A 22,840-nucleotide genomic window follows, 5' to 3' on the forward strand; every position below is an offset into this window, starting at 1 on the left:
CGTCCCCGTATGAGCCCGTCATCCCTGTCGTCCCGCACCACCGATCAGCCGGCGCTCGCCGAGGCGGAGACCGTGCGCCTGGCCACCCGGCACCCGCGCGCGGGGCTGACCGGACCGCTCGCCGAGGCGGCGCGCTGGGGAGCGGTCCCGCTTCCGGTGGGCCGGTTCTCGCTGCACGAGATCCACCCCAAGCGCGACCTGGCGCTGCTGCACGCGTGGATGAACGACCCCGCCATCGCCCCCTGGTGGGAGTTGGCGGGGGACGAGGAGGTGGTGCGCCGACACCTGGCGACCCAGGCCGCGGGTACCCACACCAACGCCTACCTGGGCTGCCTGGACGACGAGCCGATCAGCTACTGGGAGCTGTATCGCGCCGACCTGGACGACCTGGCCCGGCACTACCCCGCGCGCCCGCACGACGTGGGGATCCACCTGCTGGTCGGCCCGGCGGCCCGGCGCGGGTGCGGGATCGGCTCGCTGCTGCTGCGCGCGGTCGCCGAACTGGTGCTGCGCGCCGCCCCCGACACGATGCGCGTGGTCGGCGAACCGGACGTGCGCAACCACGCGTCGCTGGCGGCCTTCGCCCGGGCCGGCTTCCGGCACGCAGGCGACGTCGAACTCCCGGACAAGACCGCCGCGTTGATGATGCGAGCGCGCAGCGTGCGGGAATCGGGTGCCCGACGGTGACCGAACGCCTGCCCGCCCCGCGCCGGGCGCCCGATCCCGGCGCGGTGGTGTACGACCTGGTCGGCGTCGGCATCGGGCCGTTCAACCTCGCGCTCGCCGCGCTGGCCGACCGGGTCGAGCCGCTGCGCACGCTGTTCCTGGACCGGGCCCCCGCGTTCAGTTGGCATCCCGGGCTGTTGCTGGACGGCACCACGCTCCAGGTGCCGTTCCTGGCCGACCTGGTCACCCTGGTCGACCCGACCAGCCCGTGGTCCTTCCTGGCCTATCTGCGCGCGCACGACCGGCTGTTCCCGTTCTACTTCGCCGAGCGGCTGCACGTGCCCCGCCGCGAGTACGACCACTACTGCCGGTGGGTCGCCGAGTCGCTGCCGGCCTGCCGGTTCGGCAGCGACGTGGCCTCGGTGTGCTGGGAAGGCGACCTGTACCGGGTCGAGTTCCGCGACATGGGGACCGGCGTGCGGCATCACGTGCACGCCCGGCACGTGGCGCTGGGCATCGGAACCGAGCCGGTGGTGCCGGAGCCGTTCGCGCGCCTGCTCGGCGAGAGCGTGCTGCACGCGGCCGACTACCTCGGCCACCGGGCCGACCTCACCGACGCCGAGGACGTCACGGTACTGGGCTCGGGGCAGTCCGGCGCCGAAGTCTTCCTGGACCTGCTGCGCCGGCGCGGACCGAACCGGCGCCTGACCTGGCTGACCCGCTCGCCCGCGTTCGCCCCGATGGAGTACTCCAAGCTCGGCCTGGAGCACTTCACGCCCGACTACACGCGCTACTTCCACGCGCTGCCCGAGCCGGTCCGCGACCGCCTGGTGCCCGAGCAGTGGCAGTTGTACAAGGCGATCAGCGCGGACACCATCGCCGCGATCCACGACGAGCTCTACGAGCGCGGGATCGCGGGCGGGCGGGTGCGCGCCACCTTGATGCCCGATGTCACGGTGACCGCCGCGCGCACCACCGGCGAGGGGGTGGAACTGGGCTGTCGGCACGGCGAACAGGACCGCGCCTTCACCGTGCGCACCGACCGGGTCGTGCTGGCGACCGGGTACGCGCCGCGGCATCCGGCGATATTGGATCCGCTCAAGGACCTGATCGCGCGTGACGACGCAGGCCGGCCGTTGATCGACCTGGACCATCGCGTCGAGCTCGCCGAGCACGTCACCGGCGGGCTGTACGCGCAAAACGCCGAGCTGCACACACACGGCGTGGGTACACCCGACCTGGGCCTGGGCGCGCACCGGGCCGCGACCATTCTCAACTCCGTGTGCGGCAGCGCGGTCTACCGGCTGCCGATCCGCACCGCGTTCACCACGTTCGGCCTGGCCGCGGGCGACACCGAGCCCGTGCGCCGGCCGCACCGACGGAGCGCGACCGACCCCGCAGAGGTACGCAATGTCGCAGTCGAACCCGGCAGCGGGGCCCATCGAGGCCGAACTGCCGCACCAGGGCACCCGACCCGCCGCGCCTGAGCCCGCGTCCCGGGTCCCCGGCGCGCGACCGGGCGCCGCCGGTGACCGGGACCTCTGGCGCCGGGTCAACCGGGACATGATCGCCAAGGCGCTCGCCGAGTTCGCCTACGAGGAACTGCTCGGCCCCGTCGCCGACGGCGACACCTACACCGTGGACGTCTCCGGCGACGTGCACTACCGCTTCCGGGCCCGGCGCGGCGCCTATGACGCCTGGCACGTGGACCCCGCCTCGGTAGTGCGCGAATGGGAGGGCGGCGCCGACCCGGCAGAGGACATGCTCCAGTTCCTGCTGGACGCGCACACCGTGATCGGGCTGAGCGGGGACACCGCGGGCCACCTGGTGCGCGAGTTGACCGCGACGCTGGCCGCCGACGCGGCGAGCGCGGCGAGCGCGGAGAGCGCCGCGACACTGGCCGACCTGGGCTACGCCGAGTTGGAGGGCCACCAGACCGGCCATCCGTGGATCGTGCCGAACAAGGGCCGGGTCGGCTTCTCGGCGAGCGACGCGCGCGAATACCCGCCGGAGGCGCGACGTCCGCTGCGGCTGCCGTGGATCGCGGTGCACCGGGACCTGGCCGTCTACCGCGCGGTGCCCGGGCTGGACCGGGCGCGGCTGTACGCCGAGGAACTGGACCCGGAGACGATCGAGCGCTTTCGTCGGGTGCCGGCCGCGCACGGTTGGGACCCGGACGACTTCCACTGGCTGCCGGTGCACCCGTGGCAGTGGGACGAGACGATCGCGACGCTGTTCGCGCCGCAGATCGCCGCCGGTGCGATCATCGCACTGGGCGAGGCGGAGGATCACCACCTCGCGCAGCAGTCGGTGCGCACCTTCCTGAACCTGGACCGGCCCGCCCGGCGCACCGTCAAGCTGCCGCTGTCGGTGCTGAACACACTGGTGTGGCGCGGCCTGCCCAGCGAACGCACGCTGGCCGCGCCCGCCGTCACCGACTGGGTGCTGGGGCTGCGCGACGCGGACCCGTTCCTGCGCGACGAGTGCCGGGTGATCATGCTCGGCGAGACCGCGTCGGTCACCGTGCGCCACCCGGTCCTGGAGGAACTGCCGGGCGTGCCCTACCAGTACCGCGAACTGCTCGGCGCGATCTGGCGCGAACCACTGGCCCCGCGCCTGGACCCGGGCGAACGCGCCCGCACGCTGGCGTCGCTGCTGCACGTGGACCCGGACGGCCGGCCGTTCGTCGCCGAACTGATCGAACGCTCGCAACTGGCGCCCCGGGTGTGGCTGCGCCGGCTCTTCCACGCGCTGCTCCCGCCGCTGCTGCACTGCCTGTACAAGTACGGTCTGGTGTTCTCCCCACACGGCGAGAACGCGATCGTGGTCTTCGACGAGCACGACGTCCCGGTCCGGCTCGCGATCAAGGACTTCGTCGACGACGTCAACATCAGCGATCAGCCGCTGCCCGAATTGGCCGAACTGCCCGTCGAGGTCGCCGCGGTGCTGCTTCGGGAACGGCCGGACTACCTGTGCCAGTTCATCCACGCCGCGCTGCTGGTCGGCCACCACCGCTACCTGGCCGATCTCGCGGCCCAACACCTGGGCGTCCCGCAGGAGGGCTTCTGGGCGCTGGTGCGCGAGGAGATCCTGGACCACCAGGCGGCGTTCCCCGAACTCAAGGACCGGCATGAGCTGTTCGACCTGCTCACCCCGCGGATCGAGCGGCTGTGCCTGAACCGCAATCGGTTGCTTCTGGACGGCTACCGGGACCGCCCCACGCGTCCGCACGTGGGCGCGCACGGGAGCGTGCCCAACGCGCTGTGCATGTGAGGCGCACCGCACGCCGCGACCGGGTCGCGAACAACCTGTCCGGTTTGCCGATGGTGTGATCCCCATCACGATGCCAGAATGCGGCGGGTGACCGACGTCGCCGAAAACGCGAGGCAACCGCTGAGGGTCGCCGCCGCACAGGCCCAGGCGCGGCCGGGTGACATCCCCGCGAATGTCGCCACGGCCGCGCAACTCGTGCGCTTCGCATCCTCGGCCGGTGCCGATGTCGTGGTGTTGCCGGAACTGTTCCTGTCGGGCTATGACCTCGACCTGTTCCGACCCGACGTCAAACCGTGCGACATCGTGCCCGGCGACACCCGGCTCGGTGAACTCCAGGCCGCCTGCTACGCCACCCGTACGGTCGCGGTGGTCGGCGCCGCGGTGCGCCGCGCGGGCGGGCGGACCATCTCGCTCGTGGTGATCGGCCGCGACGGCGACGCGCACGTGGCCTACGACCGCCAGCACCTGTGGCACGACGAACGCGAACTGTTCCTCCCGGGCGACCACGGCTGCACGATCGAGATCGCCGGCTGGCGCCTGGGCCTGGGCAGCGCCTACGACGTGAGCTTTCCCGAGCACGTACGCGCCGCCGTGCACGACGGATGCGACGCGTACCTGTGCCCCGGGGTCTACACGCGCGGCGACGGCGAACACCGCCGCGATCTGTACTTCGCCGCCCGGGCCCTGGAGAACACCTGCTACACCGTGGTCGCCAACCACATCGGCGACACCGTGCTCGGCCCGGCGTGCGGCCGCAGCGGCGTGTACGGGCCGGACGGACGGGTGGTGATCGAGGCGGACGGGGAACGGGTGGACGTGGTCGCCGCGACCTTCCAGGACATCGAGATCGACGCCGCGCGCGAGTGCCTGACCATGCTGGAGGACCTGCCCGCGTCCCGGCGCCCGGGGGCCGGTCAGCGGCGCGAGACGATCAAGCTGGACTGAAACCCGCACCGGCTCGTGACCGGCGGATGCTGGAAACCGCGCGCGGGAAACCCTAGTCTCACCGGACCGGGACCTACCGACGGGTAACGGGAGCCGGCACGACGGAGGGGAGCGCACGTGCGCACAACTCGCAGGGCGATCGCGGGTCTGGCCGCGCTGACGGCGCTCGTCGCGCTGTCCGCTTGCTCGGACGACTCCGACGACAAGGCGGCGTCCGCCGACAAGAAGGCCGGCGTGCCGGCGGCGGACAAGGGCACCGCGCCGAGCGCGCTGCCGGTTGCCGCGAGCGGGGCCACCTATGTCGCGCTCGGCGATTCGTACGCGGCGGGCGTGAAGATACCCGTGATCGTGCCCACCGCGCCGCCCGGGTGCAGCCGCTCGGAGAGCAACTACGCGCACCTGGTGGCCAAGCAGAAGAACATCGCCGGCTTCGTCGACGTCACCTGCGGCGGCGCCAGGACCCCGGACATGACGGCGGGTCAGCAGACCCAGGGCTCGCCGCCGCCGCAGTTCGACGCGCTGCGCCCGGACACCGCGCTGGTGACCCTGGGCATCGGCGGCAACGACATCGGCTTCTCCGAGATCGTCACGACGTGCGTGATCCAGAGCCGCAGCACCACCTCGACCCAGCCGTGCACCGACAAGTACGCCGGCGGCGGCAACGACGAGCTGGCCAAGCGGATCGCGGACACCGCGCCGAAGATCGCCGCCACCATCGCCGGGATCAAGGAGCGCTCGCCCAAGGCCCGGATCCTGGTCGTGGGCTATCCCACGATCCTGCCGGAGAGCGGTCCCTCGTGCCCCGCCCAGGTCCCGGTCGCCGAGGGCGACCTGCCCTACCTGCGCAAGGTGGTGCCGGCGCTGAACGACATGATCGCCAAGGAGGCGGCCAAGCAGGGCACGGAGTACGTGGACACCTACGCCGGCTCGGCCGGCCACGACGTGTGCCGGCCGGTCGGCACCAAGTGGATCGAGGGCATCAAGCCCGAGTCGCCCGGCGCCCAGGTGCACCCCAACGCGCTCGGCCAGGAGGGCATGTCCAAGGCCGTGCTCGCCAAGCTCGGCTGACCCGGGTCCGGGCGGGCCCGACACCGGGACACGACCTCGCGGGAGAAGCCGGACGAAGCGGGCCGCGCGGTCGGCGATGTCGGTCGGAGCATCTAGGCTTGTCGCCCGATGAGCGACTCCGACCGTCCCGAGCTGACCGAACTCCTGCACGCCGCCGTTGCCGCCGTCGGCGGAGCGGAGCGGCCCGGACAAGTGTCCATGGCCGAGGCCGTCTCCGGCGCGGTGGCCCGTGCCGAACACCTCCTGGTCCAGGCGGGTACCGGCACCGGCAAGTCCCTGGCCTACCTGGTGCCCGCGCTCGCCGCGCGGCGCAAGGTCGTGGTCGCCACCGCGACGCTCGCGCTCCAGCGTCAACTGGTCGAGCGCGACCTGCCGCGCACGGTCGAGGCGCTGCGGCCGATGTTGCGCCGCTCGCCGACCTTCGCCACGCTCAAGGGCCGCGGCAACTACCTGTGCCTGCACCGGCTGCACGACGGTCCGCCGGACGAGGGCGAGGTGCTCTTCGACCCGGCGCCCACGAGCAGGCTGGGCCAGGACGTGGTCCGGCTGCGCGAGTGGGCCGACGACACCGAGACCGGCGACCGCGACGACCTGAGCCCGGGCGTCAACGACCGGGCCTGGGCCCAGGTGTCGGTGTCCTCGCGCGAGTGCCTGGGCGCCTCGCGCTGCCCGTACGGCGACGACTGCTTCGCCGAGGCCGCGCGGGAGCGGGCCAAGCAGGCCGACATCGTGGTCACCAACCACGCGCTGCTCGCCATCGACGCGTTGGAGGACGCGCCGGTGCTGCCCGAGCACGAGTTGTTGATCGTGGACGAGGCGCACGAGTTCGCCGGCCGGGCCACCGGGGTGGCCACCGCCGAGCTGAGCCTGAGCGCGGTGGACCGCGCCGCGCGCCGCGCGGGCAAGCTGGCCAACGAGGGCGCGGTGGACAACCTGGACGCCGCCTCGGAGGCGTTCAAGAAGACCATGGAGGGGCGCGAGCCCGGCCGACTGCGCGAGGTGGACCCGGATCTGGGCTGGACGGTGTCCGCGCTGCGCGACGCGAGCCGGGGCGTGATCACCTCGCTGGGCGAGGTCCGGGACAAGTCGCTGAGCAACGAGGACGCGGCCCGGCGGCAGGCGCTGGCCGGCGTCGAGCACATCCACGACACCTGCGAGCGCATCCTCAAGGGCTCGCCGCACGATGTGATCTGGCTGGAGCGCAACGAGCGCACCGGCGCCTGTCTGCGGGTGGCGCCGATCGCGGTGGCCGGGCTGCTGCGCGAGGCGCTGTTCGGCGACCGCACCGTGGTGCTCACCTCGGCCACGCTCAAGCTCGGCGGTGACTTCCGCGGCGTGGCGGGCAGTCTGGGGCTGACCGCCGAGGGGCTGCTCACCGACGAGCCCGCGCCGGTGCCCACCGAGGTCGCGGTGCATCCGGGGGACGGCGAGGAGCCGGACGAGGACGCGGACCCGGATACCGACGCGGACCTGGCGGCGTGGCGCTGCCTGGACGTGGGCTCGCCGTTCGACTACCCCCGGCAGGGCATCCTCTACGTCGCGCGGCATCTGCCGCCGCCGGGCCGGGACGGGATGAGCGCGGACACCCTGGACGAGCTCGCCGAGCTGATCGAGGCGGCCGGCGGGCGGGCGCTGGGCCTGTTCTCCTCGCGGCGCGGCGCGGAGGCGGCCACCGAGGCGCTGCGCGAGCGGCTCGAGATGCCGATCCTGTGCCAGGGCGACGACTCGCTGGCGGAGCTGTTGCGGCGATTCGCGGCCGAGCCGCGCACGTGCCTGTTCGGCACGCTGTCGTTGTGGCAGGGCGTGGACGTGCCCGGGCCGTCCTGCCAACTCGTGGTCATGGACCGCATCCCGTTCCCGCGTCCGGACGACCCGCTGATGAGCGCGCGGGCGCAGTCGGTGCAGGAGAACGGCGGCAACGGCTTCATGGCGGTGTCGGCCACGCACGCCGCGCTGCTGATGGCGCAGGGCGCCGGCCGGCTGATCCGGGCGATGGACGACCGGGGCGTGGTGGCGGTGCTCGATCCGCGGCTGGCCACCGCCCGTTACAGCGGGTTCTTCCGGTCCTCGATGCCGCCGCTGTGGTACACCGAGGACCGCAATCAGGTGCGCCGCTCGCTGGCCGCGATCGACAAGGACGACAGCGCCTGAAGCGTCACCGTGTCGCGAACGCGAGACGGGCGGTCGTACGGCGAACTCTCGCCGTACGACCGCCCGCTGCCGGTATGTCGATGTCCCCGGTCATCTCAGACCCGTCGCATGACGGCCACCACGCGGCCCAGGATGGTCGCCTCGTCTCCGGGAATGGGCTCGTAGGCGGGGTTGTGCGGCATCAGCCAGCGGTGCCCGTCCCGGTGCCGCAGACGCTTGACGGTGGCCTCGCCGTCGATCATCGCGGCGACGATGTCGCCGTTCTCGGCGACCGGCTGGCGGCGCACCGCGACGTAGTCGCCGTCCATGATCGCGGCCTCGATCATCGAGTCGCCGCTCACCTTGAGCAGGAACACGTCGCCGTCGCCGACGAGCTGGCGCGGCAGCGCGAACACGTCCTCGATGGACTGCTCGGCCAGGATCGGGCCACCGGCCGCGATCCGACCGACCACCGGCACGTAGGACGCGGCCTGCGCACCGCGTTCGGCGTGCGGCCCGGCCGGCGCGAGCGGGCGACCGCCGTCCGGCGAACGCACCTCATAGGCGCGCGGGCGATGCGGATCACGGCGCAAATAGCCCTTGCGTTCCAGGGCCATCAGTTGATGCGCGACGGAAGAAGTGCTCGACAGGCCGACCGCCTCGCCGATCTCGCGCATGCTCGGCGGATATCCGCGTGTCTCCACGGAGGTGCGGATCACTTCCAGGACACGGGTCTGGCGCGGCGTCAGCCCCCCCGCCGGACGCCGCGTCGAACCACCCTGGACCTGCCCGTTCTCGGTGCCCGGGGCGGGCGCCGGAGGCGGCACGGTGGTGCTGTGCGGGTGTTTCACGGGGAGACTTTCGGTGCGGATTCCGGGGTGGATGGCTCCGGTGGCTTCTCCGGTCACGGCTGGCCCTTTCGACGGATTGCTCGCACGTGGAGAACGGTAGTCGGGTTCGAAAGGTTGCGCCAAACACACGTTCGAGTGAATTTAGGCCAATCCAGTGGCGATCATTCGGTTCCCGCTGTAGTAATCGTACATACATTCGAATTCGGCTCGGGGAAAACGCTCGTTTCGACTGCCCGATATGTGGCATCCGTGGCTCGTGTGCCACGACACGCGGCCGGCCGGGTTAATTTTCGCCGGACGTCGGGCGGTGACCTGCGGGGATGACGAGAGGTCACCACGGGCTCTCCGAGTGTCTGCGCGTCGGCTTGCAGCGCTCGGGGTCGCGGTCTACCGTAGCCACTACATCTTGTGGTCGAGGTCGCTAAAGGAACCCACAAGTTGTGGTTGCCGTATATACCATATTCCCGGAGCGCACCGGACGGGCCCCACGCGGAGACCCCGGGGCGAGGGCGCGGCAACAACCCGGGCACGCTTCGCCATACCGCGCGCGGCGCGCACGAGCAACACGGACGACCTGCGTCTCAACGAGGGGGAGAGGGAACCGCATGCACTGCCCCTTCTGTCGGCGAGCGGACAGCCGCGTCGTGGACAGCCGGACCACCGACGACGGCGCCGCGATCAGGCGTCGTCGCTCGTGCCCCGACTGCGGACGGCGCTTCACCACGATCGAGACCGCCTCGCTCACGGTGATCAAGCGCAGCGGCGTCACCGAACCCTTCAGCCGGGACAAGGTCATCGCCGGGGTGCGCAAGGCGTGCCAGGGCCGCCCGGTCACCGGCGACGCGCTGGCCCTGCTCGGCCAGCGGGTCGAGGAGGCGGTACGAGCCACCGGCTGCGCCGAGTTGACCACCCACGACGTGGGCCTGACCATATTGGGCCCGCTGCGGGAGCTCGACGAGGTCGCCTACCTGCGGTTCGCGTCCGTGTACCGGGCCTTCGAGTCCCTGGAGGACTTCGAGGCCGAGGTCGCGCTGCTGCGCGCCGGTCGCGCGGAGCCCGCGGTGCCCGTGGACGCGGCGGACAGTCCCGCCTCGGACTGATCGCGATCACCAGAAATCAATTTCGGTAGCACACGAACGACGGACCACCCGACCGGTCGGCGGACATCCCCCGGGACGTTTCCGCCTGCCCACGGCGTTGTTCAAAAGAGGAGACGGCATGACAGAGACGACGAGCGGCTCAGCACGCGGTTCCGGCCGGTCACGACCCGGCAAGGGCCTGCGGATCGAGCGCGTGTACACGACCCCCGGCGTCCACCCGTACGACGAGGTGGTCTGGGAGCGTCGTGACGTCGTCATGACCAACTGGCGCGACGGCTCGATCAACTTCGAGCAGCGCGGCGTCGAGTTCCCCGACTCCTGGTCGGTGAACGCGGTCAACATCGTCACGAGCAAGTACTTCCGCGGTGCGGTGGGCACGCCGCAGCGCGAGTGGAGCCTGAAGCAGCTGATCGACCGGGTCGTCAAGACCTACCGCAAGTCCGGTGAGGAGAACGGCTACTTCGCCGGCCCCGCCGACGCGGAGATCTTCGAGCACGAGTTGGCGCACGCCCTCCTGCACCAGATCTTCAGCTTCAACTCGCCGGTCTGGTTCAACGTCGGCACCGCGCAGAAGCAACAGGTCAGCGCGTGCTTCATCCTGTCGGTCGACGACTCGATGGACTCGATCCTGGACTGGTACAAGGAAGAGGGCCTGATCTTCAAGGGCGGCTCGGGCGCCGGCCTGAACCTCTCCCGGATCCGCTCCAGCAAGGAACTGCTCACCTCCGGCGGCAACGCCTCGGGCCCGGTCTCCTTCATGCGCGGCGCGGACGCCTCGGCCGGGACGATCAAGTCGGGCGGCGCGACCCGCCGCGCGGCCAAGATGGTCGTGCTCGACGTCGACCACCCCGACATCGAGGACTTCATCGACACCAAGGTCAAGGAGGAGGAGAAGATCCGCGCGCTGCGCGACGCGGGCTTCGACATGGACCTCGGTGGCGCCGACATCGCGTCGGTGCAGTACCAGAACGCGAACAACTCGGTCCGCGTCTCGGACGAGTTCATGAACGCGGTCGAGCAGGGCAAGGAGTTCGGCCTGCGCGCCCGGCTCACCGGCGACGTGCTGGAGACGGTCGACGCCAAGGCGCTGTTCCGCAAGATGGCCGAGGCGGCGTGGGCCTGCGCCGACCCGGGCATCCAGTACGACGACGAGATCAACAAGTGGCACACGTGCCCCGAGTCGGGCCGGATCACCGCGTCCAACCCGTGCTCGGAGTACATGCACCTGGACAACTCGTCCTGCAACCTCGCGTCGCTGAACCTGATGAAGTTCCTGCGCGAGGACGACACGTTCGACGCGGTCAGGTTCGCCAAGGTCGTCGAGCTGGTCATCACCGCGATGGACATCTCGATCTGCTTCGCCGACTTCCCGACCGAGAAGATCGGCGAGACCACCCGCGCCTTCCGCCAGTTGGGCATCGGCTACGCCAACCTGGGCGCGCTGCTGATGGCGACCGGGCACGCGTACGACAGCGACGGCGGCCGCGCGCTGGCCGGCGCGATCTCCTCGCTGATGACCGGCACCGCGTACAAGCGCTCCGCCGAACTCGCCGGCATCGTCGGTCCGTACGACGGCTACGCCCGCAACGCCGAGCCGCACAAGCGCGTCATGCGCCTGCACGCCGAGGCCAACGACGCCGGCAAGCGCATGGACGACCTGGACACCCCCGTGTGGGACCTGGCGACCAAGGCGTGGAAGGACGTCGCCAAGCTCGGCGACAAGAACGGCTTCCGCAACGCGCAGGCCTCGGTGCTGGCCCCGACCGGCACGATCGGCCTGATGATGGACTGCGACACCACCGGTGTCGAGCCCGACCTGGCGCTGGTGAAGTTCAAGAAGCTGGTCGGCGGCGGCTCGATGCAGATCGTCAACGGTACGGTGGCCCGGGCGCTGGGCCGGCTGGGCTACCAGCCCGAGCAGGTCGAGGCGATCATCGAGCACATCGCCGAGCACGGCCACGTGGTGGACGCGCCCGGCCTCAAGCTCGAGCACTACGAGGTGTTCGACTGCGCGATGGGTGAGCGCACCATCTCGCCGATGGGTCACGTACGGATGATGGCGGCGATCCAGCCGTGGATCTCCGGCGCGATCTCCAAGACGGTCAACATGTCCGAGGACGCCACCGTCGAGGAGATCGAGGAGATCTACTTCCAGGGCTGGAAGCTCGGCATCAAGGCGCTGGCGATCTACCGCGACAACTGCAAGGTCGGCCAGCCGCTCTCGGCCGGCAAGGGCGAGAACAAGGGCAAGGCGGACGACGGCAAGTCGACCGCGGCCACCGTGGTGGAGAAGGTCGTCGAGTACCGCCCGGTGCGCAAGCGCCTGCCCAAGGGTCGTCCCGGCATCACCACGTCCTTCTCGGTGGGTGGCGCCGAGGGCTACATGACCGCCAACTCCTACCCGGACGACGGCCTCGGCGAGGTCTTCCTGAAGATGTCCAAGCAGGGCTCGACCCTGGCGGGCATGATGGACGCCTTCTCGATCGCGGTCTCGGTGGGCCTGCAGTACGGCGTGCCGCTGGAGACCTACGTCTCCAAGTTCACCAACATGCGCTTCGAGCCGGCCGGGCTGACCGACGACCCGGACGTGCGGATGGCGCAGTCGATCGTCGACTACATCTTCCGCCGGCTGGCGCTGGACCACCTGCCGTTCGAGACCCGCTCGGCGCTGGGCATCCACTCCGCCGCGGAGCGTACCCGGCACCTGGAGACCGGCTCCTACGAGCCGGACGAGCCGGCCGCCGCCGAGGACATGCGCACCCTCGCGCAGTCCGCGCCGGTGGACGCCGCGCTCAAGGCCCCGGACCTCAAGCCGGTCCCCGCCGCGGTGCACTCCTCGACCGAACTGCTGGAGGCCCGCCAGGGCCGCAGCGCGGACGCCCCGCTGTGCTTCTCCTGCGGGATCAAGATGCGCCCGGCCGGCAGCTGCTACGTGTGCGAGGGATGCGGCTCGACCAGCGGCTGCAGCTGACCTCGAGGTCGGTGAGGTGAACGCCTGAAAGGGGCGGGGAACCGGTGATACCGGTTCCCCGCCCCTTTCGGTGTTGCTCGTGCGGTGTCCGTCGCGGTCGCCCGCGAAGGGCCGGTCGGCCGCGGTGGGTCAGCCGGCGAGCTGCTTGGCCTTGGCGTCTCGCTTGGCGAAGACCTCGTCGCGCATCGACTCCATCTCCTTGAGCACGTTCTTGCGCTCGCGCTTGGAGAGGCGGTCGATGTACAGGTAGCCGTTGAGGTGGTCGGTCTCGTGCTGGAGGCAGCGGGCGAAGTAGCCCTCGCCCTCGATCACCAGCGGGTTGCCGTCCTTGTCCACCCCGCGCGCGATCGCGCGGTCGGGGCGGGCCAGGTCCTCGTGCGGGCCGGGGACGGACAGGCAGCCCTCGCCCGCCTCCTCCAGGTGCCGCTCGGTCGCGGGCAGTTCGTCCAGGACCGGGTTGATCAGGTGGCCGACGTGCCGGTGGCCGTCCTCGTCGACACAGTCGTACACGAACAGCCGGATGCCGACGTCGACCTGGTTCGCGGCCAGGCCCACGCCGTCGGCGACGTACATGGTCAGGAACATGTCGTCGATCAGCGTGTTCAGCTCTTCCGTGCCGAACTCGGTGATCTCGGCGCAGGGTCGGTGCAGGACGTCCTCGCCGACCACGGTGACGCGCAGGACCTTGCCGCGGGCGGCCTCGGGCGCCATGGCGGGGTACGCGTCCACCGGGCGGCCCATCACAAAGATCCGGCCTTCTTCGTGATCGTGGTGATCGTGGCTGGAGTGGTCGTGGTGCTCGGCCATCGGTTTGCTTACCTTTCCACCAGGGCATGAACCCGAATCACCCTACCGGCCCGGTCACGGCAGAACGGCCGACGCCTTCGCCTTGATGGTGACCTCGCCGGGCTCGGTGACGGTGATCTCGGTCCAGCCATCCTCGGTCTCGCCGATGCTCGTGTTGGGTTTGTCCGCGACGAACCAGCTCGTGCGGTGGATGCGCACGGTGAAGGTGCCCGCCTGCTGGGCGAGCAGGGTGAAGCCACTGGGCGAGATGTCCACGAGCTGACCGGGGCCGTCCAGCAGCGGAACCGGGTCGGCCACCTCCCAGATCACCCAGTGCGGGTCGGACCACACCGGCACCAGCCAGTCGGCGCCGGCGCGCAGGATCTCCGCCTCGCGCTTGGCGGAGGGGTCCAGCGGCACGTCGGGCAACGCGATGAAGCGCACGCCGGTCTCGCGCACCCACGCGTGGTACTGGCCCTCGTCCAGGGTGGGGCCGTACAGCACCGTGTTGTGCGCGCGGTCGAGCTGGCGCTCCCAGCCGCGGGCGAGCGGCATGTGCTCGGCGACGTAGACCGTCTCCCAGTGGCCGCGCGTGAACGGGATCTCGATCCGGCCCACCGGCAGGTTGGCGCGCTCCAGGAAGTCGAGCATGCCGGTGTAGTAGCCGGCCTTCTTGCCGGTGCTGTCCTGGTTGTTGAACGCCACCGCCTTGCCGGCCGAGGAGAACTGCCAGGCCAGCAGCGGGATGGCGAGCAGCACCACCAGGCGCCGGCGGCCGAGCGAGAGCAGCACCACGGCCATCAGCGGGCCGGCGCACAACTCGCCGAGCCGGGCCGCGTTGCCGCCGACCGCGCTGGGGATCATGAACAGCACGGTGGAGGACAGCGCGTACAACCACAGGAAGCGGCGCGCGCTGACCTCGGTGCGCGGGACCAGGGCCAGGCCCACTCCGGCGAAGCCCAGGATCGCGGCGAACCGCCACAGCGGGAAGGAGAAGTCGCCGCCGCCGGGGAAGATCAGGGACATCACCAGGCCGATCACGGCCGGGGCGAGGCTGAACCGGGTCGCCCACACCCGCTCGGCGGGTACCCAGGCGAGCGCGATCATCAGCAGGAACGCGGCGGCCAGCGGACTGGCCAGGCCGCAGAACCCGGCCGCGACCGCCGCCCACGCGCGATGCCCGGAGCGGGCACCCAGGATCGCCATCAGCCCGGCGGCGACGCCGAGCACGAACGGGGTCCGCCCGATCAGGTACTCGATGCTGACTATCACCGCGAACCAACAACTGCCCACCCGCCGGGCCAGGTCGCCGCGGCCCAGCCGCAGCCGGGAGAACGCCCACGCCGCGGCGACGCAGGAGATCGCGGTGAGCAGGCGGGTGCCGATCCCGCCGGCCAGGATCGGGGTGATCACGCTGTAGCCGGGCAGCAGGTGTCCGCCGTACCACTGGTTGTTCCACAGCACGGCGCCGTGGTCGCGCACCAGCCAGGCACGGAAGATCTGCGCGGGCCAGTCGGCGCCGTTGATGCCCAGCACGGTCAGCAGGCCGACCAGGGCCAGGGTGATCACGTAGGGATGCTCGGCGACGGCGATCAGGACCCCGCGCAGGTGCCGCCGCCGGGTGCGGCGAGCGGTGCCGCCCGCATCCGACGTGGGCTCCCCGAGGGGTATGCGGCCGTCCAGAGCATGTGTCATGACGGCCTAGTTTTTCAGATCGGGGCCGATGAGGTGCAGGTGGGCACTGAGGTAGGACACCGGATTGTCCGATGTATGGCGTGCCATGGCGCAATGTCCACCGTGGAATCACCGGTGCGGTGCGAAAAAATCCTTCGTTCGGATGAAACGCCGGCTCAGACCACGGGGCCGGACGAGGGGTCCGGCGGGGGGCCGGACGGGTCATCCTCGGGGGGCTCGGGCGGGTTGGGCAGCCCCGCACGGGCGCGCAGGTCGCGCGGGTCGCGCGGGCCCTCGATCCGGCGGATCACCGAGAGCGCGGCGGTGTGGAACGCCTCCAGGAACGCCTGCGCGGTGGATGCCGGCCACTCGGCGCGCTGCACCGCGTGCATGTTGTGATCGGTGTCGCACCAGCACGCGACCTCGACGGTGGCGGTGACGCTGACGAACGGGCCGTCCAGTTGCCACACGTCCAGGCCCAGTTCCAGCCAGTCGCCGTCGGCCTCGTACAGCAGCAGCGCGGTGCCCAGGATGTGCGGGGACGGCTCGGGCTCGGGCTCGGGACTCAGCGGGTCCGGTTCGTTCCAGAACCAGCGCGCGGGATCGTCGAGGGAGCGGCGCAGATCGAGCGCTTGAGCGGCGGCGACCAGGCGTTCACGGCCATGGTCGTCGAGATCGGGAAACAGCCGCTCGAACGGGATGTCCGAGGCAGGGCGCTCGGTGGCGGGCACGCGGGCATTCTGCCGTGGCGGGGGGTCTTCCCGTCAACGTCGGGTTGCGTGACCACCACCGACGTTGGCCGAATTTGCCCGCCTATGCCGGGACTGTACTGGCGCCATATCGCGAGAGAGGCGATTCATCGACTCGATTCGCCATCGATTCGGCACCGACTCGGAGACCTCGCGGTACACGCTTGCGCGAGTGGTCCGCCGCCGGGTCCGAGGCCGGCGCTCGGCGTCCGCGGCTCGGGTTCGGGCTCGGATTCGTGTCGGGATTCGGGCTCGGCGTGTCGGGGCCGGGTTGGCAGACTGCGTACCGAACCATTTCGGTACACACCACTTCGGTGGTCTGCAACGCAGGGAGCCTGGCATGCGGGTAGCGGTTTTCGCGGGATCGGCGTCGGGTGCCTCGCCCGGGTTCCGGGAGGCGGCGGTCGAGCTCGGTCGTGGGCTCGCCGAGGCCGGCGTCGGGATCGTCTTCGGCGGCGGGCACGTGGGTCTGATGGGCGCGGTCGCGGACGCGTGCCTGGCGGCGGGCGGCGAGGTGATCGGGGTGATGCCGCGCTCGCTGGTGGAGCGCGAGATCGCGCACCGGAGCCTGACCGAGCTGCTGATCACCGAGACCATGCACGAGCGCAAGGCGGCGATGGCGGACCGGGCGGACGCCTTCGTCGCGCTGCCCGGCGGCGCGGGCACGCTGGAGGAACTGTTCGAGGTGTGGACCTGGCAACACCTGGCGATCCACGCCAAACCGGTCGCGCTGCTGGAGGTGGGCGACTTCTGGCGCCCGCTCCTGGACGCGCTGGACACGATGACCGCGAACGGCTTCCTCAAGCCGGAGCTGCGCTCGACCCTGCTGGTCGCGCGGGACAGCGCGGACCTGCTCGGCCAGGCGAAGGCGTGGCGGGCCCCGACGCCCAAGTGGGTGGGCGGCCTGGACCCGGCGGCGCCGCCGAGGCCGTGAGCCGGCGGGGCGGTCCGCGCGGACCGCCCCGGGACCGGTCCGCGGGTGCGGCACCGGATCAGGGTGCGATCAGGGTTTGCCGCCCATGCCCTTGAAGAGTTTGGCGTCGCGCGCGGACACCGTGACCGGGCCCGGCCGATCGACGGTGATCTCGCTCCACTCGTCCGCGGTCGACTTGATCACGATCTCGGGTCGGTCGGGGGTCACCCAGAACGTCGGGTGGATCTTGACTACGAACGTGCCGGCCGTGTGCGCGTCGAAGGAGAACCGGCTGGGCGTCAGCTCGGTCAGTTCGCCCGGCCCTATCACGATCGGCGTCGCGTTCTCCACCTCCCAGATCTTCCAGTGCCCGTCCGTGTAGACCGGCTTGAGCCACGGAATGCCGTTGCGGATCAGGTCCGCCTCGGGAATCGCCGAGGGGTCGATCGGGATGTCCGGCAGCGCCACGAAGCGCACGCCCGTGTCGTCGATCCAGTCGCGGTACTCCTGGAGCGTGAGGTCCTTCTGGTAGAGCACCGCGTTGTAGTTGCGGTCCAGTTGACGCTCCCAGCCCCGGGCCAGGGGCATCTTCTCGGCGACGAACACCGACTCCCAGTGCCCGCGGGTGAACGGGATCTCCACCCGACCCACGGGGTGGGTGTTGTTCTTCTGCAGGAATTCGAGCATGCCCGTGTAGTACTGCGGCTTCTCGCCGGGCGAGTCCTTGATGTCGTGCGTGATGGCCAGCGCGGCGGACTGGAACTGCCAGACCAGCAGCGGCAGGGCCAGCAGCACCACCAGCCGGCGCCGGCCGACCGAGAGCAGCACGACCGCCATCAGGGGCCCCGCGGTCAGCTCGCCGAGCCGGGCCAGGTTGCCGCCGAGCGAGGTCGGCACGAAGAAGAAGATCACCGCGGTCGCCGCGTACAACCACAGGAATCGCCGGGCGCTCTGCTGCTCCTTGGGCAGTATCAGCAGGCCGACCGCGGCGAACGCCAGGATCGGCAGGAACCGCCACCACGGGAAGGGGAACATCCCCTCGTTGGGGAACGCGAGCGCGGCGACCAGGCCGATCGCGGCGGGGGAGAAGCACAGTCGGGTCGGCCAGACCCGCTCCCTGGGCACCCAGGCGAGCGCGACCAGCATCAAGAACGCGCCGGACAGCGGGCTGGAGAGGCCGCACAGGAGGGCGGCGAAGCCGGCCCAGAGCGGGTGCCGGCGGCGGGCGGCCAGTATCGCGAGCATGCCCGCGGCGACACCGAGCGCGAACGGCGTGCGGCCGATCAGGTAGTCGACGCTGCACATCACCGCGAACCAGCAGCTCCCCACCTGGCGGGCGAACTCGTTCCCGCCGACCCGGAGCTTGTCCCAGGCCCACGCGGACGTCACGCAGGACAGCGCGGTCAGCGTCGCGGTGCCGATCTTGGAGGCGATCACCGGCGCGAGGATGCTGTAGCCCGGCAGCAGGTGGCCGCCGTACCACTGGTTGTTCCACAGGTAGGTGCCGTGGTCGCGGATCAGCCAGGTCCGGAAGTACTGCGCCGGCCAGTCGGGGCCGTTCACGCCGGTGACGATGATCAGGCCGATCAGGCCGGCGGTGATCAGGTACGGACGTTCGACTATCGCGTTCCCGAGTGCCCGAAAACGACGGCGACCCGCCGGCGCTGCGGGTCGTTCCGTCGTTGGGCTCTGCACATCGCTCGTCACATGACCCGAGTTTTCCAGACGCGGCGCTCGACGTCGCCGGCGGGTGTCCGGGATAGGTGCTTTTGTGGGTTTATTCGCTTTGGCGAAGAGTGAGGGTGACGAGGGCGCCGAGTACGGCCAGGCCGACCGCGACCAGGATCGCCAGGTCCATGCCGCCCGCGTCGACCAGGGCGACCACCAGCGCCGCGCCGATCGAGGCGCCCATGTAGCGCGCGGTGCTGTTGGCGCCGGAGCCCATGCTCGCCCGGTCGGCCGGCACGCTCTCCACCGCGAGGCGGGCCAGCGCGGTGTTGACCAGGCCCACGCCGAAGCCGCCGACCAGCAGGCCCGGTACCGCGCGCGACCACGAGTCGGCGGGGGTGAGGCCGTACAGGCCCAGAAAGCCGACGACGGCGACGAGCAGGCCCGCGGCGAAGCGGTGTCGGGCGTCGGGTAGCACGTGCACCCGGCCGAACGCGAACGAGGTGAGCGCGGCGGCGGCCGACCACAGGCCGAGCAGGAGCGCGGCGCCCAGGCCGCTCAGGCCCAGGGTGCCCTGGAAGACGGTGCCCAGGAAGGCGGCGATGGCGATCACCGCGACGCCAGTGATCAGCGCGCCGAAGGTGGCGACGGCGAACGCGGGCCGGGCGAACATGCGCAGGTCCAGCATCGGCGCCCGGCCGCGCAGGGCGGTCGCGACGTAGCCCGCGAGCAGGAGCACGGCGATCACCATCAGCGTGTCGACGACCGGTCGTTGCCAACCCTGCCGGCCCTCGATCAGCGCGGCGGTCAGCGCGATCAGACCCGGACCCAGGGTCAGCGTGCCCCACACGTCCGGCCGGCGCGGGTGCTCGGCGCGCGATTCGGGCATCCGTCGGGCGACCGCGGCCACCGCGAGGGCGGCGACGACGGTGAACCAGTAGGGCGCGGAGCGGTGTGCCAGTGCCAGTCCGGCGCCGATCAGCGGCCCGACCACCATGCCCGCGCCGATCGAGGAGCCGTACGCGGCCATCGCCCGGCCGCGCGCGGCGCCGTGGTGGTTGTGGGCCAGCAGGCCGAGCCCGGCGGACATGATCGCCGCGCCCGCGACGCCTTGGAGGGCGCGTCCGACCACGTACAGCGGCAGTGAGGGGGCCAGTGCGGTCAGCGCCGAGGCCAGCGCGAGGCCGAGCGTGCCCGCGGTGAAGACCCGGCGGCGACCGAAGTCGTCGGCGAGGCTGCCGGTGATCAGCAGGGCCGCGGACAGGCCCAGGCCGATCGCGCTGAGGATCCAGGCCGGGCCGCCGGGGCCCGCGTGCAGGTCGCGCACGGTGTCCGGCACGATCGCGATCGGCATCGTGTAGGTGGCCAGCAGCAGCAGCGTGCCCAGGGCCACCACCGGGACGGTCGCGCCGGGCGAGCCGCCGCCGGCGACGGGTGCGGATGGCCGGTACGCGGTGCGCGGTGCGGTGGATGTGGCGATGGACATGGCGGTGCTCCCCGGATCGTGACTCCTGGCCGAGTCGGTTCGTTGAATGAACCAACGCTGCCCGGAGAACGTAGCACTTAATGGTTCGGTGAATGAACCGACCCGGGGTTAAAGTGCTCGTATGGCTTTGGGCAAGGACTACGGGCAGCAGGACTGTGCGCTCGCTCGCACCCTGGAACTCGTCGGCGAGCGCTGGACGCTGCTGATCGTGCGGGACGCGTTCTACGGCGTCCGGCGCTACAGCGATTTCCTCGCCCATCTGGACATCCCGCGGGCGGTGCTCTCGGGCCGGTTGCAGACGCTGGTCGACGCGGGGGTGCTCGACAAGCGCCGCTACCAGGAGTCCCCGCCGCGGGACGAGTACGTACTCACCGAACGCGGCGTCGACCTGTGGCCGATCATCCGCACGATGGCCCGCTGGGGCGAGAAGCACGTGCAGAACGGGGTGGTCTGCCGAATCTTCCGGCACCGAGGCTGCGGCGGGACGGTGGACCCGAACGGGGTCTGCGCGGTCTGCGCGGCGATGGTCACCCCGGGCGAGACCGAGGTGGCCCCGGGCCCCGGCGCCGACCTGCTGCACCGCGACGACGCGGTCACCCGCGCGATGCGGGTGCCGCACCGGCTGCTGGAGCCGCTGCTGCCCTGAGCAGGCGATCCGGGGCCGGCGACGTGCACTCGGGCGACTCGGGCGGACCCGCGACCGGGGCTTCGCGCCGGCGACGCGGCGACCCGGACCCGGTGCCCGGATCGGATACCCCGGCCGGTGCGGCCGGATCGCGACGGGATCCGGCGGTTGCCGAGAGGCAGGCTCTAGGGTCGTCCTCGAACGGGTGAGTCATCGCTTCGAGGGGGATCCATGGGCGCAGGGACGGGGCTTCGCGCACTCGCCGGAGTGGTGCTCCTGGGCGTGTTGTACGTCGTGCTCGCGCTGCCGCTCCTGTTCGTGACGTTCGTGGTCGGCGCGATCGTCGACCACGGGCGGTTCTTCACCTCGGGCGCCGCCGTGTTGTGGGCGCTCGGCGCGGTCGCGCTGGTCGCGCTGCTGGTGGAACTCGCCGGTCCGCGCCGGCTTCCGGCCGGGCTCGCGGTGGACGCCGAGGCGCAGCCGGTGTTGTGGGAACTGGTTCGGGACGTGGCCGCCGATCTGCGGGTGCCGGTGCCGGACGGGATCGTGCTGACCGGCGGCGCGGGTTGCGAGGTGCGGGCGGTCCGCCGCCCCGGGACCTGGCTGCACCGTCATCTGGTGCTGGGCACCGCGCTGCCGTACGTGCTGACCGGCCGGCGGCTGCGGGTGGTGATCGCGCACGCGCTCGGACACGGTCGCCGGCGCCGTCCGCCGCTCGCGGACCGGATCGCGTGCCACGGGGTGGACGCGGTGGTCGGGCTGGCCGAGGCACTCGACGGGCGCGGTCGCCGAGGTCGCGCGGCGGCCGGTTACGCGGCGCTCTACCAGCGGGTGTGCGCACCCGTGGTGCGTTTCGAGGAGCGCGCGGCGGACCAGGCCGCGGCCCGCGCGTACGGCACCGCGGCGGTGACGGACGCGCTGGGCGAACTCGCGGTGGTCCGGGCGGACTGGGGCCGGTTCCGGGACGACCTGGTGACTTTGGGGATCGAGGCGGGCTGTGTGCCCGGCGATCCGATCGCCGGCTTCCGGGCCTTCCGGGCCGCCCTCGGCGATGCCGAGTCGGCGCCCGACGCGGCGACGGCGGCGCGGATCGAACGGCTGCGCGCGCGGCCGTCGGACGGCCGGGGCACCCCCGGGGGCACCGACCTGGCCGGCGGCACGCTGCTGGTCGAGCCGGTTCGCCTGCTCGCGCACGTACACCCGTACCTGCTGGTCACCGACGACGACGGGCACCTGGGCCCGCGCGGGTTCGCGGCGTTGGACGGCATGGTCAAGCTGGCCGAGGAGGCGTACCTGGAGCACGTGGTCGGCTTCGCCCAGGCCCGTCGGGCGGCCGCGCTCGGGATCTCCGCGCGGCGTGCGGGCGTGGAGTACCCGGTGACCCTGGGCGGCGTGCTGGGGCTGCTGGTCGAGGGCCGGGGGGACGAACTGATCGCCGCGCACGGCGAGGGCGCCGCCGACGCGCTGGCCGCGCTGCTCGCCCGCGCGTGGGTCGAGTCCGGGCGCGGCCGGCTGCGGCCGACCTGGACCGGCACCGACACCGTCACCGACCACCTCGGCGCCGAACTGGACCCGATTGCCTCGGCCGAGGCCGCGCTCGCCGGGTCGGCCGGGGCCAGGGCGCTGCGCGAGCGCTTGGCGGCGGCGGGCGTCTCGACCCACTACGAGCCCCGACCGCCGGTGTCGATCGCCGTCGGCGAGCGGGAGACGGTGGTCGGCAGGCGCTGATCGTTGACCTACGGTGGTGGGGTGAACGAGTCGAGCACCGAGCACGCGGACGTACCCGGGATCGACGCCGATCCGGGCTCCGCGCACACGACCACCACGCGGCAAATCGTCGAAGGGACGGCTGCCGCCGCGCGCATCGTCGCCGGCGAGCCGGCGGCACTGGGGACGCGAGCGGCACCCGGGAAGCTCGCGGCGAGGAAGGCCGCA

The 22,840-nt window shown here is 71.7% G+C and carries 17 protein-coding genes; 11 read left to right on the top strand and 6 right to left on the bottom strand.

The window, feature by feature from the left end:
* Window positions 1-9: 9 nt before the first annotated feature.
* The 6 genes from ACZ4FV_RS00105 to ACZ4FV_RS00130 all read left to right on the top strand — a co-directional run bounded on the left by ACZ4FV_RS00105 (window position 10) and on the right by ACZ4FV_RS00130 (window position 8,103).
* The gene (locus ACZ4FV_RS00105) at window positions 10-687 is read left to right on the top strand and encodes a GNAT family N-acetyltransferase (protein ID WP_395869363.1); all 678 of its coding nucleotides are present in this window, start codon (window positions 10-12) and stop codon (window positions 685-687) included.
* On the top strand, window positions 684-2,153 hold the full coding sequence (locus ACZ4FV_RS00110) for a lysine N(6)-hydroxylase/L-ornithine N(5)-oxygenase family protein (RefSeq protein WP_465321456.1): 1,470 nt from the start codon (window positions 684-686) through the stop codon (window positions 2,151-2,153). Before ACZ4FV_RS00105 ends, ACZ4FV_RS00110 begins: the two co-directional genes overlap by 4 nt.
* Window positions 2,077-3,939, top strand: coding sequence for an IucA/IucC family protein (locus ACZ4FV_RS00115; RefSeq protein WP_395869359.1), 1,863 nt, complete (start codon window positions 2,077-2,079; stop codon window positions 3,937-3,939). The genes ACZ4FV_RS00110 and ACZ4FV_RS00115 overlap by 77 nt, the downstream gene beginning before the upstream one ends.
* 87 nt (window positions 3,940-4,026) lie before the next feature.
* On the top strand, window positions 4,027-4,884 hold the full coding sequence (locus tag ACZ4FV_RS00120; RefSeq protein ID WP_395869357.1) for a carbon-nitrogen hydrolase family protein: 858 nt from the start codon (window positions 4,027-4,029) through the stop codon (window positions 4,882-4,884).
* Between the two features lie 117 nt (window positions 4,885-5,001).
* Window positions 5,002-5,952 carry an SGNH/GDSL hydrolase family protein gene (locus tag ACZ4FV_RS00125; protein ID WP_465321457.1) on the top strand — a complete coding sequence of 317 codons (951 nt, stop codon included), beginning with the start codon at window positions 5,002-5,004 and terminating at the stop codon, window positions 5,950-5,952.
* A gap of 108 nt (window positions 5,953-6,060) precedes the next feature.
* Window positions 6,061-8,103 carry an ATP-dependent DNA helicase gene (locus ACZ4FV_RS00130; RefSeq protein WP_402229449.1) on the top strand — a complete coding sequence of 681 codons (2,043 nt, stop codon included), beginning with the start codon at window positions 6,061-6,063 and terminating at the stop codon, window positions 8,101-8,103.
* A gap of 95 nt (window positions 8,104-8,198) precedes the next feature.
* Here ACZ4FV_RS00130 and lexA read toward each other — a convergent pair whose 3' ends face one another.
* Window positions 8,199-8,909, bottom strand: coding sequence for a transcriptional repressor LexA (lexA, locus tag ACZ4FV_RS00135; protein WP_402229620.1), 711 nt, complete (start codon window positions 8,907-8,909; stop codon window positions 8,199-8,201).
* A 629-nt stretch (window positions 8,910-9,538) separates the two neighbouring features.
* On the opposite strand from lexA, the gene nrdR reads away from it, so the two are divergent.
* Both nrdR and ACZ4FV_RS00145 read left to right on the top strand, forming a co-directional pair.
* On the top strand, window positions 9,539-10,033 hold the full coding sequence (gene nrdR, locus ACZ4FV_RS00140) for a transcriptional regulator NrdR (protein ID WP_395869352.1): 495 nt from the start codon (window positions 9,539-9,541) through the stop codon (window positions 10,031-10,033).
* A 118-nt stretch (window positions 10,034-10,151) separates the two neighbouring features.
* On the top strand, window positions 10,152-13,004 hold the full coding sequence (locus ACZ4FV_RS00145; RefSeq protein WP_402229447.1) for a vitamin B12-dependent ribonucleotide reductase: 2,853 nt from the start codon (window positions 10,152-10,154) through the stop codon (window positions 13,002-13,004).
* Window positions 13,005-13,133: 129 nt separating this feature from the next.
* On the opposite strand, the gene def is transcribed toward ACZ4FV_RS00145, so the two are convergent.
* From def to ACZ4FV_RS00160, 3 genes are all read right to left on the bottom strand, one after another.
* Entirely contained in the window at window positions 13,134-13,811 is a 678-nt protein-coding gene (gene def / locus ACZ4FV_RS00150) for a peptide deformylase (RefSeq protein ID WP_395869348.1), read from the bottom strand.
* Between the two features lie 54 nt (window positions 13,812-13,865).
* Window positions 13,866-15,485, bottom strand: coding sequence for a hypothetical protein (locus ACZ4FV_RS00155; protein WP_395869346.1), 1,620 nt, complete (start codon window positions 15,483-15,485; stop codon window positions 13,866-13,868).
* Between the two features lie 155 nt (window positions 15,486-15,640).
* On the bottom strand, window positions 15,641-16,195 hold the full coding sequence (locus ACZ4FV_RS00160) for a hypothetical protein (RefSeq protein WP_395869344.1): 555 nt from the start codon (window positions 16,193-16,195) through the stop codon (window positions 15,641-15,643).
* 358 nt (window positions 16,196-16,553) lie between these two features.
* Here ACZ4FV_RS00160 and ACZ4FV_RS00165 point away from each other — a divergent pair, with 358 nt between their 5' ends.
* Entirely contained in the window at window positions 16,554-17,147 is a 594-nt protein-coding gene (locus ACZ4FV_RS00165) for an LOG family protein (protein ID WP_395869342.1), read from the top strand.
* Window positions 17,148-17,216: 69 nt separating this feature from the next.
* Here ACZ4FV_RS00165 and ACZ4FV_RS00170 read toward each other — a convergent pair whose 3' ends face one another.
* Both ACZ4FV_RS00170 and ACZ4FV_RS00175 read right to left on the bottom strand, forming a co-directional pair.
* Window positions 17,217-18,833, bottom strand: a complete 1,617-nt coding sequence (locus ACZ4FV_RS00170) for a DUF2339 domain-containing protein (RefSeq protein WP_402229440.1) — start codon at window positions 18,831-18,833, stop codon at window positions 17,217-17,219.
* A 70-nt stretch (window positions 18,834-18,903) separates the two neighbouring features.
* Complete coding sequence (locus ACZ4FV_RS00175; RefSeq protein WP_465321458.1) at window positions 18,904-20,280, bottom strand: MFS transporter; 1,377 nt, start codon at window positions 20,278-20,280, stop codon at window positions 18,904-18,906.
* Between the two features lie 121 nt (window positions 20,281-20,401).
* On the opposite strand from ACZ4FV_RS00175, the gene ACZ4FV_RS00180 reads away from it, so the two are divergent.
* Window positions 20,402-20,926, top strand: coding sequence for a winged helix-turn-helix transcriptional regulator (locus ACZ4FV_RS00180; protein WP_395869336.1), 525 nt, complete (start codon window positions 20,402-20,404; stop codon window positions 20,924-20,926).
* 210 nt (window positions 20,927-21,136) lie between these two features.
* Window positions 21,137-22,633: a hypothetical protein gene (locus ACZ4FV_RS00185; RefSeq protein ID WP_402229436.1), complete on the top strand. Its 1,497-nt coding sequence runs from the start codon at window positions 21,137-21,139 to the stop codon at window positions 22,631-22,633.
* Window positions 22,634-22,840 lie beyond the last annotated feature (207 nt).

This window comes from Embleya sp. NPDC025285 (genome assembly GCF_055558835.1).

What these genes read in the sequence shown, in the direction of transcription:
- ACZ4FV_RS00105 (WP_395869363.1), top strand. Translation starts at nt 10, where the DNA reads ATGAGCCCGTCATCCCTGTCGTCCCGCACCACCGATCAGCCGGCGCTC.
- ACZ4FV_RS00115 (WP_395869359.1), top strand. Translation starts at nt 2,077, where the DNA reads ATGTCGCAGTCGAACCCGGCAGCGGGGCCCATCGAGGCCGAACTGCCG.
- ACZ4FV_RS00130 (WP_402229449.1), top strand. Translation starts at nt 6,061, where the DNA reads ATGAGCGACTCCGACCGTCCCGAGCTGACCGAACTCCTGCACGCCGCC.
- nrdR (WP_395869352.1), top strand. Translation starts at nt 9,539, where the DNA reads ATGCACTGCCCCTTCTGTCGGCGAGCGGACAGCCGCGTCGTGGACAGC.
- ACZ4FV_RS00145 (WP_402229447.1), top strand. Translation starts at nt 10,152, where the DNA reads ATGACAGAGACGACGAGCGGCTCAGCACGCGGTTCCGGCCGGTCACGA.
- def (WP_395869348.1), bottom strand. Translation starts at nt 13,811, where the DNA reads ATGGCCGAGCACCACGACCACTCCAGCCACGATCACCACGATCACGAA.
- ACZ4FV_RS00155 (WP_395869346.1), bottom strand. Translation starts at nt 15,485, where the DNA reads ATGACACATGCTCTGGACGGCCGCATACCCCTCGGGGAGCCCACGTCG.
- ACZ4FV_RS00165 (WP_395869342.1), top strand. Translation starts at nt 16,554, where the DNA reads ATGCGGGTAGCGGTTTTCGCGGGATCGGCGTCGGGTGCCTCGCCCGGG.
- ACZ4FV_RS00175 (WP_465321458.1), bottom strand. Translation starts at nt 20,280, where the DNA reads ATGTCCATCGCCACATCCACCGCACCGCGCACCGCGTACCGGCCATCC.
- ACZ4FV_RS00180 (WP_395869336.1), top strand. Translation starts at nt 20,402, where the DNA reads ATGGCTTTGGGCAAGGACTACGGGCAGCAGGACTGTGCGCTCGCTCGC.
- ACZ4FV_RS00185 (WP_402229436.1), top strand. Translation starts at nt 21,137, where the DNA reads ATGGGCGCAGGGACGGGGCTTCGCGCACTCGCCGGAGTGGTGCTCCTG.